The sequence below is a fragment of the Pseudomonas sp. MWU13-3659 genome (assembly GCF_023757525.1).
GTDB lineage: Bacteria > Pseudomonadota > Gammaproteobacteria > Pseudomonadales > Pseudomonadaceae > Aquipseudomonas > Aquipseudomonas entomophila_E.
The window spans coordinates 219,512-234,789 of the sequence record NZ_JAMSHW010000004.1 but is presented as its reverse complement, the minus strand read 5'-3'; the positions used below and the strand labels follow the sequence as shown (position 1 = coordinate 234,789).

At 67.0% G+C, this 15,278-nt stretch carries 8 protein-coding genes; all 8 read right to left on the bottom strand.

Annotated elements, in window-relative coordinates; translation table 11 throughout:
* The 8 genes from NGM28_RS07920 to NGM28_RS07885 all read right to left on the bottom strand — a co-directional run bounded on the left by NGM28_RS07920 (position 1) and on the right by NGM28_RS07885 (position 15,138).
* On the bottom strand, positions 1-1,482 hold the full coding sequence (locus tag NGM28_RS07920) for a cytochrome c/ABC transporter substrate-binding protein (protein ID WP_502943840.1): 1,482 nt from the start codon (positions 1,480-1,482) through the stop codon (positions 1-3).
* Positions 1,483-1,645: 163 nt separating this feature from the next.
* Positions 1,646-2,302, bottom strand: coding sequence for an SCO family protein (locus NGM28_RS07915; RefSeq protein ID WP_252089586.1), 657 nt, complete (start codon positions 2,300-2,302; stop codon positions 1,646-1,648).
* Positions 2,299-2,940, bottom strand: coding sequence for an SCO family protein (locus NGM28_RS07910; RefSeq protein ID WP_252089584.1), 642 nt, complete (start codon positions 2,938-2,940; stop codon positions 2,299-2,301). The genes NGM28_RS07915 and NGM28_RS07910 overlap by 4 nt, the downstream gene beginning before the upstream one ends.
* A complete protein-coding gene (locus tag NGM28_RS07905) occupies positions 2,937-4,916 on the bottom strand; it encodes a cytochrome D1 domain-containing protein (RefSeq protein ID WP_252089582.1) in 1,980 nt (659 codons plus the stop codon). Before NGM28_RS07905 ends, NGM28_RS07910 begins: the two co-directional genes overlap by 4 nt.
* 338 nt (positions 4,917-5,254) lie before the next feature.
* Positions 5,255-5,506 (bottom strand): DUF3077 domain-containing protein, encoded by a 252-nt coding sequence (locus NGM28_RS07900; RefSeq protein ID WP_252089581.1) that lies wholly within the window; start codon positions 5,504-5,506, stop codon positions 5,255-5,257.
* A 554-nt stretch (positions 5,507-6,060) separates the two neighbouring features.
* The gene (gene mnxG, locus NGM28_RS07895; RefSeq protein ID WP_252089580.1) at positions 6,061-11,901 is read right to left on the bottom strand and encodes a manganese-oxidizing multicopper oxidase MnxG; all 5,841 of its coding nucleotides are present in this window, start codon (positions 11,899-11,901) and stop codon (positions 6,061-6,063) included.
* 148 nt (positions 11,902-12,049) lie between these two features.
* A complete protein-coding gene (locus NGM28_RS07890; protein WP_252089578.1) occupies positions 12,050-14,140 on the bottom strand; it encodes a putative bifunctional diguanylate cyclase/phosphodiesterase in 2,091 nt (696 codons plus the stop codon).
* 128 nt (positions 14,141-14,268) lie between these two features.
* Positions 14,269-15,138 (bottom strand): LysR family transcriptional regulator, encoded by an 870-nt coding sequence (locus tag NGM28_RS07885; protein ID WP_252089732.1) that lies wholly within the window; start codon positions 15,136-15,138, stop codon positions 14,269-14,271.
* Positions 15,139-15,278 lie beyond the last annotated feature (140 nt).

Below are 15,278 nucleotides of genomic sequence, written 5' to 3'. Positions count from 1 at the left end.
TCATGGCGCCTCCGGCACAGGACGATATGGCGCAACCTCGGTGAACCCGGGCCCCGGCAAACTCACCGCCACCACATGGGCACCGGCCATGCCCTGGCGCCGCCCCGGGCCAAAGCCCAGGGGTGGCGTGAGGCCGGTTTCGACCGTGTGCAATTGCTCCAGGGCGGCGATCAATTGCTCACGGCTGGCGTCCCGCCCGATGCGCTTCAACGCTTCGGTCAGCAACCGCCAGGCACACAGAGTGCCGACCTGCAACGATGCCTGCCTGGCATCCAGCCCTTGGCGTTGCCGAACGCCGGCCAGCGTCGCCCGGCCGGTGTCCGTCCAATCACCTGGGACGAACGGATACGCCAGCAACAGCTGCTGCGACCACTGCACCGAAAACGTCGGCACAACACTGGCCACCTGGCTGGAAGCGGCGAACAAGTACGGTGTTCGCCCCTGCTTTTGTAGGGCCTCGGCCAGTTCGGCAAAAGCCGCAGCACGACCGAGGAAAAGAATGCCCTCACCGCTCGGTGCCTGACCGTTGAATACTTGCGCCTCAGGCACGGCAAAACCCAGGCTGCGCAAGCGCATCAGCAACGCAGTGGCAGCCGCCGCCTGGTCCTCACCGGCATAGACCACCTGCAAGGCATCGGTGGGCATGCCGAGCCCATCACGGGCATGCACCGCCAGGCTGAGCAACTGCTCGGGCAGCGAAGGCAGCGGGTCGAACACCTGCGCACCACCGCCGTCACGCGGCGTGCTGCCCACCAGGGGCATGCCTTCCCGGGCCAGCGTGGCACTGTCGAGCTGAGGTGCCAGTGGCGCGATCAAGGCGAACACCTGCTCCTGGCGCAACAGCGTGTTCAAGGCCTGCCCGGTGCTGGCCGGATCGTACCCCGGGTCCAGCGCAACCAGCTGCAAGCGCCGCCCATGCACGCCACCCTGCTGGTTGATCTGCGCGACACCATCTTCCAGCACCGCCCGTACCACCCGACCAGCCTCGGCCAGGGGGCCGCTTTCGGGCAGTAGCGTGCCCAAGCGCAGGACGCCCTCTTCCACGCCAGGGTCGCGCTCCTCACCCAGACGTTTGAGATAGGCGGTGAGGTTGCGCTGGTCGGCCATGCTCAGGTCGAAGCGCGGCATGGCCGGGTCCAGGCGGTTGCCGGCGGGGTCGATGCCACTGTGGATGACCCGTGCCAGGCTGGCCTCGGTGTAGGCCGGGTAACGTCGGCTGTTGGTTTCGCGCACGCCAGGCCCGAGGGCTAGGCGCTGCCAGTCAAGGCTCGGCGGTCGCACCCCGCCTTCGCTGCGGCCACGCCCGTCGTTGCCATGGCAACTGGAACAAGGCAGCACGCTGGCGGGCACCGTCATGCCGCTGGCACCGACCCGGGCCAGCAATTGGGCGTCGCTGCTGGACACGCCTTCGCGATAGAGGCGTTTGCCGGCCTGTTCCTGTTCGGTCAGTTCCAGTGCCAGTGCCGGGAAGCACAGGCACAACCCTATCAGCAGCCCACACAAGCCCCCTGTAGGAGCGGGCTTGCCCCGCGAAGGCGGCACGTGCGTTCCCGCTGACGGGTCGGTGTCGCCTGGTTTGCGGCCGCCTTGCGGCCGATCGCGGGACAAGCCCGCTCCTACAAGGAGATGTGCGTTCATGACGAAGCTACCGCCCGGCCAGGGGTTGCGTCAGAAGTTGCATGCGCTGGGCAATGGCCGCAGGCGGCGCGTCGGGGCGAATCTTGCTCCAGCGCTTGCCCGCCACATCCCCGGCAATCAGTTGCGTCGAGTGCTGCTCCGGGCTGGGCAGGAACTGCCCCAGGCGCCCCAGTACCAGGTCGACGCTGGCCTTGTCGCCGGTCAGGAACACCCAGTTGGGCCCGTCCACGCCCTGCTTCACGGCAAAGGCCTTGAGCGCTTCGGGGGTGTCGTTGAGCGGGTCGCTGCTCACCGAGACGAAGGTCACCTGCGCCGCCAGTTCCGCGCCCATGGCCTCGCGCACTTCACGCAACTTGCGGGTGATCAGCGGGCAGGCATCGTTGCAGTGGGTGAACATCACATTGAGCATCACCACCTTGTCCTTGAGCACATCGCTGTAGAAGCGCAGCTCGCGGCCGTTCTGGTCCTTGAGCACGGTGTCGGTGAACCAGGCCTGCGCATCACGCGTACCGCCGCCGCTGACCATGGCCTGGGGCGCGGGTTGCGGCGTCGGGGCATGGCCTTCGTGGGCATAGGCCACCGAGGCGAGGATCCACAGACAGGCCACCAGCACCACCCAGTCGAAGCTGCGCATGCCCGCAGGGCGTGGGCTCAAGCTGCTCATGGCTGCACCTCCTGGCCGGCGATGGCCGTGGTCTTGGCGTGCACCCGCCGTGCACTGAGGCGGTTGAGCTCGGTGATCAGCACATTGGGGTCGGTAAAGCCGTAATAGCGCGTCCAGTGCCCAGTGCGGCCATCACCCACCAGGATCAGCGGCGGGTGCTCGCTGAGGTTGGCGCTGAAGCTGCCCAGGCCCTTGAGCGTCTCGCTGATCGCATAGGGCGAGCCAGTCAGCCAGCTCCAGCCCGGCCCGTGCTGGAAGGCCCGGGCATAGCTGGCCAGGCGCTTGGTGTCGTCACGCTGCGGGTCGACGCTGATCGACACCAGGCGGATTTCCTCGCCCACCCGCCCGCCCAACTGCTGCTGGACCTTGCCCATGATCGAGGAGACTACCGGGCACACCGTGGTGCAACTGGTGTAGATGAAGCCCATCACCACCAGGCGGTCGCCCACCAGGTCCTTCTCCAGGCGCACCGGCATGCCGTCCTGGTCGAGCAGCGACACATCGGCAAAGCGCACGCTGGCCTTTTCCTGGTGGGCTGCTGGCGGTGGCGCGGGCTGTCCACCGTGATCGTGCCCACCGTGGGCCAGGGTCAACTGGCTGGCCAGCAGCAGGCTCAGGGCAATCAGCTGGGTATTCATCGCACACTCCTGGGTTCCCCTTGGGAAGCGGTAGGCGCCGCGGTGGCCGGCAGGACCCGCAGGCTGGTGTAGTTTTCTTCGGCGAACTTGCGCCCCAGGCTCGGCGACTGCACATGCAGGTACCAGGCGCCGGCCTCGGGCAGTGTCAACGCGGCCTGGTACTCGCCCTCGCCCACTTCGTCGAGCGGCAGGTTGCGCGGCAGCGACGAGGGCGCCAGGAAGTAGCGCAGGCTCAAGTCGCCGAGCCCGGTGCGCGGCTTGCCGTCCTCACCCAGGATGCGCACCCGCGCCATGAACGGGCTGTGCTGCAGCAACGGCCGGTCGATACCGATGAACTCGGCGCGCACGGCCTTGTGCCCGCTGGCCTGGGGCAGTGCCGCCACCACGGTGCTGAAGCAATGGATGATCTGCGGCTGGTTGAGCAGGAACGCCACGTCGAAGGTGCCAGCCGCCGGCAGCCTCACCGTCGAGCCATACACCCCGGGCGCCACCTCGCGCAGGCTGCGGTCGATGACGATCGCCGCGCGGGCCTGGTGGCCACGGTTGTTGTAGCCGGACATCGGCGCGTTCATGCCCTCGGCGTAGAAGTAGGTGGTGTTGTCCACCGGGTTGACCACGAACACCGCATTGTCGTCCCGGGACACGCTCAGCCCCTGGGCCAGCGGCAAGTCACCCGCCTGGCGCGGCGCGGCGGGGCCGGCCTCGAAACCCTGCACGATCGGCGTGCGGCCCTGGCCGAGGCTGGCCAGGTTGATCATGCTCACCTTCGGCGAAGCCAGGCCGCGCACATAGGCATAGGCCTTGGTGAAGGTCAGCTGGTACGGCTCGGCGGCCACCGGGATACGGTGGATCAACCGGTCGGTGCTGGCATCGATCACCAGTGCCTGGTTTTCCAGGGTGTTGAGCACCACGCCGAAGCGCCCGTCGCCGCTGAAGCGCATCGGCCCCAGGCCCTGCTCGGCCTTGACCGTGTGCCGTGGCTGGTGGCTGCGGGCGTCGATCACCCGCACCGTGCCTTCCTGGCCATCGATCACGTACACCGCCTGGGACAGTGGCGAGTAAGCCACCGACAAGGGCTGCGGGCCCACCTCGAGGGTCTTGGCCAGGCGCATCTCGGTGATGTCGATCACGCTCAGGGTGCCGGCATCGCGGTTGCTGACGAAGGCGAAGCGTGAGTCAGCGCTGAAGGCGATCTCGTGGTGCCCGGAACCCGTGCTGAACGACTTCAGCGTGGTGCGGCTGGGCACATCGATCACCGTCACCCCGCCCTTGGCCGGGTCGTCGCTGTTGTTGCCCACCCACAGCAGGCGCTGGTCGGGTTGCAGCGCCACCCGCAACGGCTGCGCGCCAGCTTCGAGGAGGGCCACGCGGCGGAAGGTCTCGGTGTCGATCAGCGCCACCTGGCCGCGCTCGGGCATCGACACGAACACCTGCTTGTCATCGCCGGTGGCCACCCAGTCCATGGGCCGGCCCGGCAGATCGATGCGCGCCAGGGTGCTGGTGACGCCGCCCACCGAGACGGTCGGGTCGATCACCGTGAGGCTGGCGTCCTTGTTCAGCACCAGCAGGAAGTAGCTGTTCAGGTCCAGCAGTGGCCGCGCGCCGATGCTGCTTTTGAGAAACAGCGCCACCCGCGCCTTGCAGCTGCTGTCACGGTCGCCGGGCGGCGCCGATTGGGCCGGGTCCAGCCAGGCGCCGGGGGCCATGCCCGACAGCGGCTGGCCGCTGCTCTGATCGCTGACCTTGAAGCGGATGTTGGCGAAATCGCCTTCGCGCAACTCACTGCCGGCCAGGGGGCTGGCCTCGAACTCAACGGTCACACCGTCGCGGCTGAGGCGGCGCTCGGCCGAGGGATCGGTGGTTTCCTGCAAAAGCTCGCGGGGGTCGCACCAGAGTTTTTCGTAGGCCACCCCCAGGCCGATCAGCGCCAGGCCGATCAGCAGCCCCAGGTAGGCCGGGCGCACCTTGCCGCTCATGTTGGCGCGCCTCGGTGGTGAGGGGTTGGATGCGGCGCGCACGGAGCGGCACCTTCGAGCGGGATGACCATGCTGCACCTCCACGGGGGCCTAGGGTTCTGTGGAGGGAGTAGCAAGCGTTGTGCCACTGATGAAGTGCTTTTGGATCAGTGGGTTGGAGAAGCAATGCGAGAAAGTTGGGGAGCAGGCCCCAGCGGGATTCCCCGATGGCGGGGGGTGGGCACTTGGGGCCGCTGCGCGGCCCATCGCGGGTAAACCCGCTCCTACAGGATCTGTGGTGACCGCAATCCCTGTAGGAGCGGGTTTACCCGCGATGGGCTGCAAAGCAGCCCCAAGTATCAATGCACCATGCCCAGCTCGGCATCATCCATCAGCGCCTTGGCCAAGGCGCCCAGGTAGTGGGCCGCCCAGACCATGCGTTGGTCGTTCTCCATCACCCGGTGGCGCACGCAGTCCATCAGTTCGGAGGATTGCTCGCGGGCGTGCCGGCATGGGATGCCGGGCTCGATGCAGAACAGCGGTTGGGTGTTGTTTTCACCCTGGAAGAAGCGGGTCTGGCCGACGGTGGTGTTGGGGTCTTCCGGTGTCATGGGGAACTCCTTGAAGTGGGTGTTTCAACCATCAGTACAGGGTCGCCTGCACTTGGGCCAGCGCCGAATCCAGCAGGGCCTTCACCGTTTCCATCTCGTGCAAAGCAGCCAGCACGAGCATCGAGCCGGGGGGCTGGAAATGAGCGGGATGGGCAGCTGTGCGTAGGTTGACAGACCGGAGGAACTGAGAAGACCGGCGCACGCGAACGTGCCCTACGCACAGCCACCATTGAGGGCAGACCGTACGCATACAGTTCATCGCGACCTGTCAAAGTCGCGTCGCTGATTGCAGCGACCCGGCGAGACTAGAGGGCACTGATTGCCACCGCAACGGAAAAACGGCGCGCGCATTATCTTTTGGGAAAGGGACTACAAGAAAGCGGTTAAATCTGATGGTTCGGGGCGGGAAAGACCGCGTTGGGGCGGACAGGGGCTTGGCATCAGCCTTGTAGCGCCGATGAGATCGAGCGCCGCGCAGGCGGCGCTCGATCTCATCGGCGCTACATCTCTTTCGACTAATACCTGGTGCCCGCCTGGCCACCAGGCACCCTCATTCACTGCGCCGGCGCCACCGCCGGCGGCGCTTCGTTGGTCACCCGCAGGATCCCCCACAACCCCGAGGTATTCCCATACGCCGCATAGTCGCGGAACAGGTAATCCCCCGGCACCGCGTTGGCCCCCCCGGCACTTGGCAGCATGAAGCTGAAATGCGCCGCCGGCAGCACGCTCTCCTGGGCACCGATATACATCGCCATCGGGTTGTAACCAAAGCGCACCGAGCCAATGCCCGGCAACCCCATCGGGTAGCCCTCCACATCGCTCTTCTCGGCCTGGTAGTTGTGCAACGGCCACACATGCCCATCCAGCTGGTAAGTCATGCCACGGCTGCCACCGCTGGGCATCACGATATGGTTACGCACCGGCTGCCCCGGCTTGGCGTACAGCACCGGCGTCTGCGGATCACCCCCGACCAGGGCGTTGCTATACGCCATGTGCACGTTGGGAATATCCGCAAACCCAAGCCCGTCGGCACGCCCGAACGGCGCATCCGGCGCCACCCCGAAGCGCAACCACAGCGGCTCGGTCTTGTAGTTCACCGCCATGTTGCCGTTGTCCTGCGGGTCGCCTGCCGCGCCATTGCCCTCGGTATTGATGCCCGCCACCGGACGGCCATCGGCCCAACGCATGTTCAACGCCCGCTGCCACACCGTGACGAAGTCGCGGTAGTCCGGCTGGCCACTGACCTTCACCGTGGCCTGGGCGCGGCTGGCCGTATCCTCGGTCCAGGTGGCGCTCTGCGGCAGGATGCTCATGCCACCCACCAGGCCCTTCTGCGGCTGCTTGATCACATCCGCCGGGGTGAGGTTGAGGCCGCCGAACTCGATGGCGGTGGTGTTGATGTTGTCCACCGTGCGCCCCAGTTGCAGGGTCGGCTTGCCTTCGCGCTCCAGGTGCCCGGCGTAGTACTGGTACACCTTGGTCGGCCAGGCGCCGCTGCTGCCGTTGCGCGGCGGCACGGTCTGCACCGGGTTGAGGCCGACGTTGACGCCGTCCGACTTGGTGATGTCGTAGGCCAGCAGTTGGGCGTGCAGCCCCACGTGGCTGGAGGGACGCATCAGGTTGTTGGCGAAAGCCGTCGCGCCTTCGCTGTCGAAGCGGTCGCGCTTGACCACGTTGTGCATCACTGCGGTGCTGGGCAGGTCCGGCATCACCAGCGGCAGGCGGTTCTCCAGGGTGATGCTGATGCAGTCGCCGGCATTGGCACGCAGGATCAGCGGCTCCACCGGCACCCCGGCCTTGAGCTTGCCGGTGCTGGCGTCGAGGTCGGCCTTGCGCACATACAGGATGGCGGTCGGGTCGTGCAATGGCGCGCTGTGGCCACCGATGGTGAAGGCCTCGCCATCCTCCGGGTCGACCCCGCTAACCAGCGGGATGCTGGTGCGCCGGCTGTTGAACACCAGGGTGCCGCCGTTGGCCTTGAGCGGGCCGCCGACATGCTGGCCGATCCCGGCCGGGTCGTTGATGCTCACCCCCTGGCGGTTCTCGAGGATGTCGTTGGCCAGCGCCGCCACCACTTCATAGCTGCGCTTGACCGTCGGCCGGGTGCCCACGCCAGTGGGGTTGGCCGTGGTTTTCGGGCAGATGCCGTCGAAGTTCACGGTGTTGCGCATGGCCACCGGTTGCGGGTTGTTGGGCAGCGGGAACAGGTCGGCGCGCTGGGCGGTGTAGTTGCGCATGATGCCCCAGATGCCGTTCCAGTAGCCCTCCAGGGCCGCGTCCAGCGAGTACAGGTAGTCGCCGTTGGTGGCGGCGGAGCTGGAGATCATCGACACCGGCGCCATGAAGCCCAGCTGCTCGGAGATACCGATCATCTGCGACGACTTCCACCCCGAGTTGGAGCTGTTACCGAAGCCCGAGCCGTTCTGCAGCCACTTCACGCCGTGCAGGGTGACGTTGTGCTCTTCTTCATGGCCACCGGCGTGCATGCGCAGGCGCACGTTGTCGCCGGAATAGGTGCGCAGCATCGGCGTGAACGGGTCGCCCGGCTCGCTGCCGGCCTTGTTGATGTGCGGCGGGAACAGCGTGGTGCCGCCTGTTGGGCCGACCGCCTGGGTGATCGCCGACGGCGCCAGGTTCATCGCCGGGATGGCGCGGTCGGTACGGGTCTGCAGGGCGTAGGCCAGGTCGCCGCCCAGGCCGTCGGCCTGCATGCCGCGCTTGCCGTCGGGGCCGACCTTGTTGGGGTCGAACACGCGCAGGGCCAGGGGCTCGTTGCGGTAGTTGACGACGAACATGCCCGGGTCATCCACCGAGATCGCCTGCGGGCACGGCCGGCTCGGGCAGCCGGGATTGAGGCCGCCACGGGTCTCGACGATGGCCTCCAGCAGGCTCGAGGCCTTGCCGCGCACAGGCGGGTTGATGGCGTAGCGGAAGCTGTCGGCGGTGGCCGGGTAGCTCTGGCCGTCGGGGATACCGTTGGGGCCGGCGCCCACGTATACCCCGGCTTCATAGGCGTGCTGGAAGTCGCTGTACTCGAGGAAGAACTCGCGGTAGCTGTCGTTCTTGCCGTCGCCGTCGTGGTCGCCGGTCTGGATCACCGCCTGCCATGAGGTCGGGCCGCCGTCCTGGCGCGTGGCCGGGTTGTACAGCTGCTCGCCGGTCTCGGCGTGGTACCAGGTGGAGCCGGCCGGTTCGGCCAGCACGGTCGCATACAGACCCAACTGCTGGTGGGTCGATGGGCCGAGGTGGTCATGGGTGAAGATAGTGCCCAGGCCACGGTCGACGTTGTGCACGTTCACCAGCGGGTCGGCGAACCAGCGTTGCATGGCGCTGCGCGCCCCCAGCCAGTCGGCCCGGCCGAAGCGCCCGAAGTAAGGATGCTGCTTGGCTTTCGGGCAGGCAGCGGTACCGTCCCGGGCATCGCCTTCGCTGCAATTGTTGAACGCACGGATGGCATGCACCCGCTCCACCACGCTGCCGGGCGAGAGAATCCCGTCCTCGTAGTTCCAGCCGTTGGCCGAGCCGTCGGCGGCGGTCAGGTCCCACTTGGGCAGGTGGATATGCTGGCCGATCACGTCGGTGGGCGTGCGCACCTGGTAGTCGTCCATCTCGTAGAACGACGGGATCAGGTTGGTGTGCACGTACTGGGTGCAGTCGAAGGTGTTCATGCGCAGCACCATCGGCTCCGGTGGGCGCTGCTTGGTGATCACCGGCCAGGCGTCCTCCCACAGCGCCAGGATGCGCGCCTGCGGGAAGTGGTAGCCGACTTTGTTGTACACCGCGTCGAACTGGATGTTGGCGGCCTTGTAGATGCGCGGTCGGTCGGCGGTGAAGGTGGACGAGCCACGGAAGCTCATACCGGTGAGGTTCTCGCCGCTGAAGAACTCGCCCACGCCCGAGGACTGGGTCAGGCGCTTGCCACGGTCATCCATGCACGGTTCGTAGTACGGCGCGCCGGCCGTGGGCAAGGCGCCGTTGGTGCGGAACGCCTTGGCCACCGGCGCGCTGCCGGGGATCAGGGCGAAGCTGGGGTGCTCGGCCTTGGCGTGGAACTGCATGGCCGCCTGCTCGACCTCGGTGCCCTCCTCGGGCAGGTAGATCGGCTTGGCCTTGTGCACCACCTTGGAGAAGTCCAGCTTGGTGGTGGTGGACACCGCCTCGCCGCCGGCCGATACGCCATCGAGCGCGTGGCGACCGAGGCCGCCGTCCCAGCCATCGACCTGGTTGGGGTCGAGGTTGGCCCACAGCGCCTTGCCGCTGTCCTTGAGCTGGCGGGCCAGGGCCGGGTCGAGCATGTCCAGCGGCGGGGTCGGCGGGCGCTGGCCGACGCTGCTTTCCATGCCGCCGATCCAGAACGGGTAGCCGGGGTTCTTCAACGAGCCGTCGGCGTTGCGGTTGGTCTCGCTGCGATCGACCAGGGCCAGGGAGCCGACCGCGCGCGGCGTGGCAGGCTCGCTCGGATGATCATCGCCCTCCTCGTCATCGTCATGCTCGGCCACCAGGGTTTCCGACAGTTTCGGCACCACGGTCACTTTGCCCGGCATCGGCGCCATGGCCTTGCCCGGTAGCGGCACGATGGCCGGGATCGGCGTGCCAGCAATAATCTCGCCGTCCGGCAGTGCCCGGGCACCCGCCGCAGGTTTGCCGTTGCGCAAGGCGAACGGCGTACTGTGGTAGCCATTGGCGCCCTCGCCGCTCACCTCCAGCCGGGTGCCGGGCTCGAACACGTCGTGCACCCGCCACATGGCCCACATGCCCTGGGCGAAGTGCGGGTAGAAGTGGCAGTGGTAGATGGCATCGCCCGCCACACGGTTGCGGTTGCCCGAGCCGCCGTTGGCGATTTCGTAGGTGTAACCCACGCCCGGCCCGATGCCCTGGGCATCGATATAGTCGGAATTGTCGTCGTTGGGGTTGAACAGCCACTGGTGACCGTGCAGGTGGAAGATGTGCTGTTCGTGGCCGTTGTGGGTGTTGCGGAACTTGGTGAAGTCGCCGATGTAGCTGTGGTGCACGTTGGCCGGCTCGGCCGGGTACAGGGCCATGGTCGCCTTCACGCCGGTCGCGCTGGCCGGTGGTACCTCGCCGGGGCGAATGCGCTCGAGGCCGACGTTGGCCGGGATGTCCACCAGCGTGCCGATGTCGCCGACGGTGTGGGCACTCAAGAAGAACTCTTCATAGGCGCACGACAGGCAGTCGTGCATCGGCCCCACCCCCAACCGGTTGGCCACCACTTCGGCGCCCATGCCGCCGGCGGCGTAGTTGATCATGAACGAGTCGCGGGCCGGCTCCAGCACATGGCCCATCACCGGGTCCGCCCAGTAACCGGGGAAGGCCTGGGTGCCGGCCACTTCGTCGGCGAACTGCGCGGCGAAATCACGGAACGCCTCCAGCCGGTTGGGCAGCGCCGGGTTGCGCTTGCCTACGCTTTCCAGCGGGTAGGTGGCTTTGGGGAAGCTGCCGTCGGGGTTGGGGCCCATGACGATGGCGTCGGTCTCGCTGTTGAGGATCTCGTTGCCGTCGATCATGGCGATGATCGGCTTGCCAGCCTTGCCTTCAGCGATCCAGGGTTGCGCCTGCGGATAGCGCGCCTCGTAGTCGATCACCGGCTGGCCGGTGGCTGTTCGACCGGTGGTGGCCAGGCGCATTTCCTCTTCAGTGAGGGTGTTGCGGTAGGTGCGCCCGCCTTTGGGTACCACCACCACCTGGCCGAACAGGCCATTGGCAACGTTGCCGGCGTTGCCCTCGCCGCCGAACGGCGCGCCACGGCTGGACACGGCGAAGGCACCTTCGCGCTCGGCGTACAAGGTGTAGCTGCGGGTACTGCCCGGGGCGACCAGGAAGTTGCCGTTGCGCCCGGTGTTGGCGGCGATGTCGGCAATACTGTTGACCGCTTGCATGCCGTTGACCTGGAAGCCGGTATGGCGGTCGGTGACCTGCTGGTCGGCGACGAAGTTTTCGTCATCCTCGACCTCCGGCACCTCGGCCTCCTCCCCCGCTTCGCCTTCAGGCTCCTCGGGGTGGATGCCGTGCTTGTTGGGGTTGGCCTGGTAGGCCAGCAGGTTGGTCAGGTTGACCGTCAGGCAGTCACCCGCGGCCACCCGCAGCACGATGGGCCGCGGGCGCTTGTCCGGGCGCAGGGTGACCTTGCCCGGCACCGCCGCGCCGCCCTTGTTCAAGGGCACCTGGTGCTCGTCCACCACATCCTGGCGCAGGGCGAACATCATGCCGTTGGCATTCTGCGCGCCAAGGCGGTTGAACATCAGTGGCTGGTCCAGGGCCACCACGTTGGCCGTCAGCGTGCGCTGGCACTGCACGGCGGCCTCGCCGCTGGCCTGCCAGCCCAGCAAGGCCAACAACAAGGTGGACAGGACAGGGCCTTTGCGCGGGGTCGACATGGGGCACCTCCGGAGGACACGGGGACTCTGGAGGGTGGGGAGCAAGTCCTATGCCATGAAAATAAACGTGTAATTTCAATGACCTGAAACGACAAAGGCAGCGAACTGGGGCGTATCCCCCAGCCGCTGCCCCTGAAACGGGTGAAGCTCAGTTAACGGTGTGTCCGGCTTTCTTGCCAGCCTGCTCCAAGCGTTGCATGAATTGCTCGGGCGGCACCGGTTGCCCCAGCAAGTACCCCTGCAACGAATCGCACCCCAAGCGGGTAAGGAAGTCTTGCTGGCGATCGGTCTCCACGCCTTCGGCGACGATACGCAGCCCCAGCGCCTGGCCCAGTGCGACGATGGCCGAGACGATCGCGGCGTCGTCGCTGTCCTGTTCCAGGTCGCGGACGAAACCACGGTCGATCTTCAGCTCGTTGGCCGGCAGCCGCTTGAGGTACATCAGGCTGGAATAGCCGGTGCCGAAGTCGTCGATGGACAGGTCGACACCCATGTCGGACAGGCGCTGCAGCACCGTCAGGCTGGCGTCGGCATCACGCATGGCGGTGGTTTCAGTGATTTCCAGGGTCAGGCGGTTGGCCGGCAGGCCATTGTCGTTCAATGCGCGGGCCACGCTGTCCACCAGCCCGGCATGGCAGAACTGGATCGCCGACAGGTTGACTGCAATGCGCCAGTCGTCGTGGCCCTGGTCCATCCACTGGCGCATCTGCCGGCAGGCCTCGCCCAACACCCATTCGCCGATGGGAATGATCAGGCCGGTCTTCTCGGCCAGGCCGATGAAGCGGTCCGGCAGCATCAAACCATGCTGCGGGTGCTCCCAGCGCAGCAGCGCCTCGGCACCGATGGGCTGGCGCGCGGCGGCGTCGAACTTGGGCTGGTAGTGCAGGCGGAACTGGCTCTGCTCCAGCGCCGTGCGCAGGTCCTGCAGCAGTTGCAACTGCTGGCGCGCGTTGGTGTTCATCGAGGCATCGAAGAAGCTGTAGCCGTTCTTGCCGGCGCTCTTGGCGTGGTACATGGCGGCGTCGGCATTGCGCAGCAGTTCGTGCTGGTCGGCGCCGTTGCCCGGGTACAACACGATACCGACACTGGCCGTCAGTTGCAGGTCGTGTTCGGCCACGCGGAACGGCCGCGACACCAGGTTGACCTGTTTTACAGCCACGCCCATGGCGTCGTCCGGCTCGCCCAGCTCCACCAGCAGCACGAACTCGTCGCCGCCGATCCGCGCCAGGGTGTCCTGGCTATGCAGGTGCCCGCGCAGGCGCGCCGCCACGGCCTTGAGCAACAGGTCGCCGACGTGGTGGCCGAAGGCGTCGTTGACCGGCTTGAAGCCGTCCAGGTCGATGAACATCAGGGCGAAGCAACCGCCCTGCTCCGCTACCCGGCCGATGGCCTGGTCAATGCGGTCGGCCAGCAGGGTGCGGTTGGGCAGGCCGGTGAGGGTATCGTGCAGGGCCAGCTGAGTGAGTTCCTGGTTGGCCAGGGTCAGCGAGCGCGCCAGCTCCGCGGTACGCGCTTCCAGACGGGCGTCGAGCACCGAGGTCAGCAGCGCCACCGCCAGCACCGCCAGGGTGGTGATCAACACCAGGTAGTCCAGGCCATCGCCGGCCAGGCCGTCGACCAGGGCGCCGCAGTAGCTGCCCGCCGGGAAGTTCGCCGCCGCCATGCCGGTGTAGTGCATGCCCACGATGGCAATGCCCATCACCACTGCCGCCAACCCGCGGAACTGCCGTACGTATGGCGTGTGCTGACGCAAGCGGAAAGCGATCCACAAGGCCGCCGCCGAAGCGCCAACCGCTATGGCCAGCGAGGCGCCGAACAGTGTCGGGTCGTAGTCGATGCCCGGCTGCATGCGCAATGCCGCCATGCCGGTGTAGTGCATGCAGGCGATGCCGCTGCCCATGATCAGCGCGCCGAAGCCCAGTTGCTGCCAGGGTAGCTTCGGTTGGCTCACCAGCCACAGGGCGAAACCCGACGACGCCACCGCGATCAGCAGCGACAGCGCCGTCAGCGTGGTGTCGTAGCCCAGGTTGATCGGCAGGCTGAAGGCCAACATGCCAATGAAGTGCATCGACCAGATACCGATGCCCATGGCGAAAGCGCCGCCCAGCATCCACAGGTGCACCGCCCGGCCCTTGGCCGTGGCGATGCGCCCGGTGAGGTCCAGGGCCGTGTAGGAGGCGAGAATGGCCACGCACAGCGAGATCAACACCAGCGAGGAGGAGTAACTACCGATCAGCATTTGCACATCCGCGAGCGGGCCAAGGAAAGGCCCTGAAAAAGCCGATGATTGTACTCAAGCTTTGGCGAAACGCACGGGGTTTTCACGCAGCGCAACGGATCCAATCGTGGGGTTTTCGCCGGGCAAGATCAGGCATATGCAGCGAACGCCCGGACCAGGTGGTCGATCACCACGCGCACCCGGGCGGTGTGGCGCAGGTCCTGGTGGGTCACCATCCACACTTCGTAGGGTTTTGCCCGTGTGAGGTCTGGCCAGATCCGCTGCAGGCCATCACGCAGGCCAAGCTCCACGGGGATTTCGCCGATGCCCAGGCCCTGGCCGATCGCCCGGCGCAGCATGAGGCTGGCATTGGCCGCCAGCACCACCCGGCCCTCGCCGATGGGCACGTCCACCAGGGTGGGCCGGGCCTGGTCGCGCCAGTACGGCTCGTACACCACCAGTTCGTGGCCCTCGAAACTGCCGACGGCTGGCACGCCCCGGCGCTGTACATAATCTGCCGAGGCGAACAACCCCATCGTCCAGCTGGCCAGCTTGCGCAGGACCAGGTCGGGGTTGTCCGGGCGCAGGTTGCGGATGGCGATGTCGGTCTCGCGCTGGGACAGGTTGACGATCTGCGAGCTGCCGCTGAGCACCACGCGGATGTCGGGGTGTTCGCGGTGCAGTTGGGCCAGGGCTGGGATGACGAAGTCCTGGGCCAGCGAATCGGTGGTGGCGATGCGCACTTCGCCGGCCAGCTCGTTGTCGGCGCCGCCGATGCGCCGGGTCAGTTCGAGGGCGGCCTGTTCCATCTTCAGCGCCATTTCCACTGCCACTTCGCCGAGGGCGGTCAGTTGGTAGCCGGCCGGCGTGCGCAGGAACAGGGTCGAGCCCAGGTCCGCCTCCAGCGCCGCCACCCGCCGGCCCACGGTGGCCTGGTCGACCCGCAGCACCCGTGCGGCGCGGCGCAGGGTCTGTTCGCGGCTCAGGGCCAGGAGCATGCGGGCGTCGTCCCAGTTCAAATGATTCATTCCTCGTTGGTTTGGCAAGGCACCTGCTGGTGCGCTGGCCGTACTGGCCTATTCGCCAGCAAGGCTGGCTCCTACAGGTACAGCGTTGATCTTGAGGCTGGCGTAAACCCGCTCCCACAGGATCATGACCC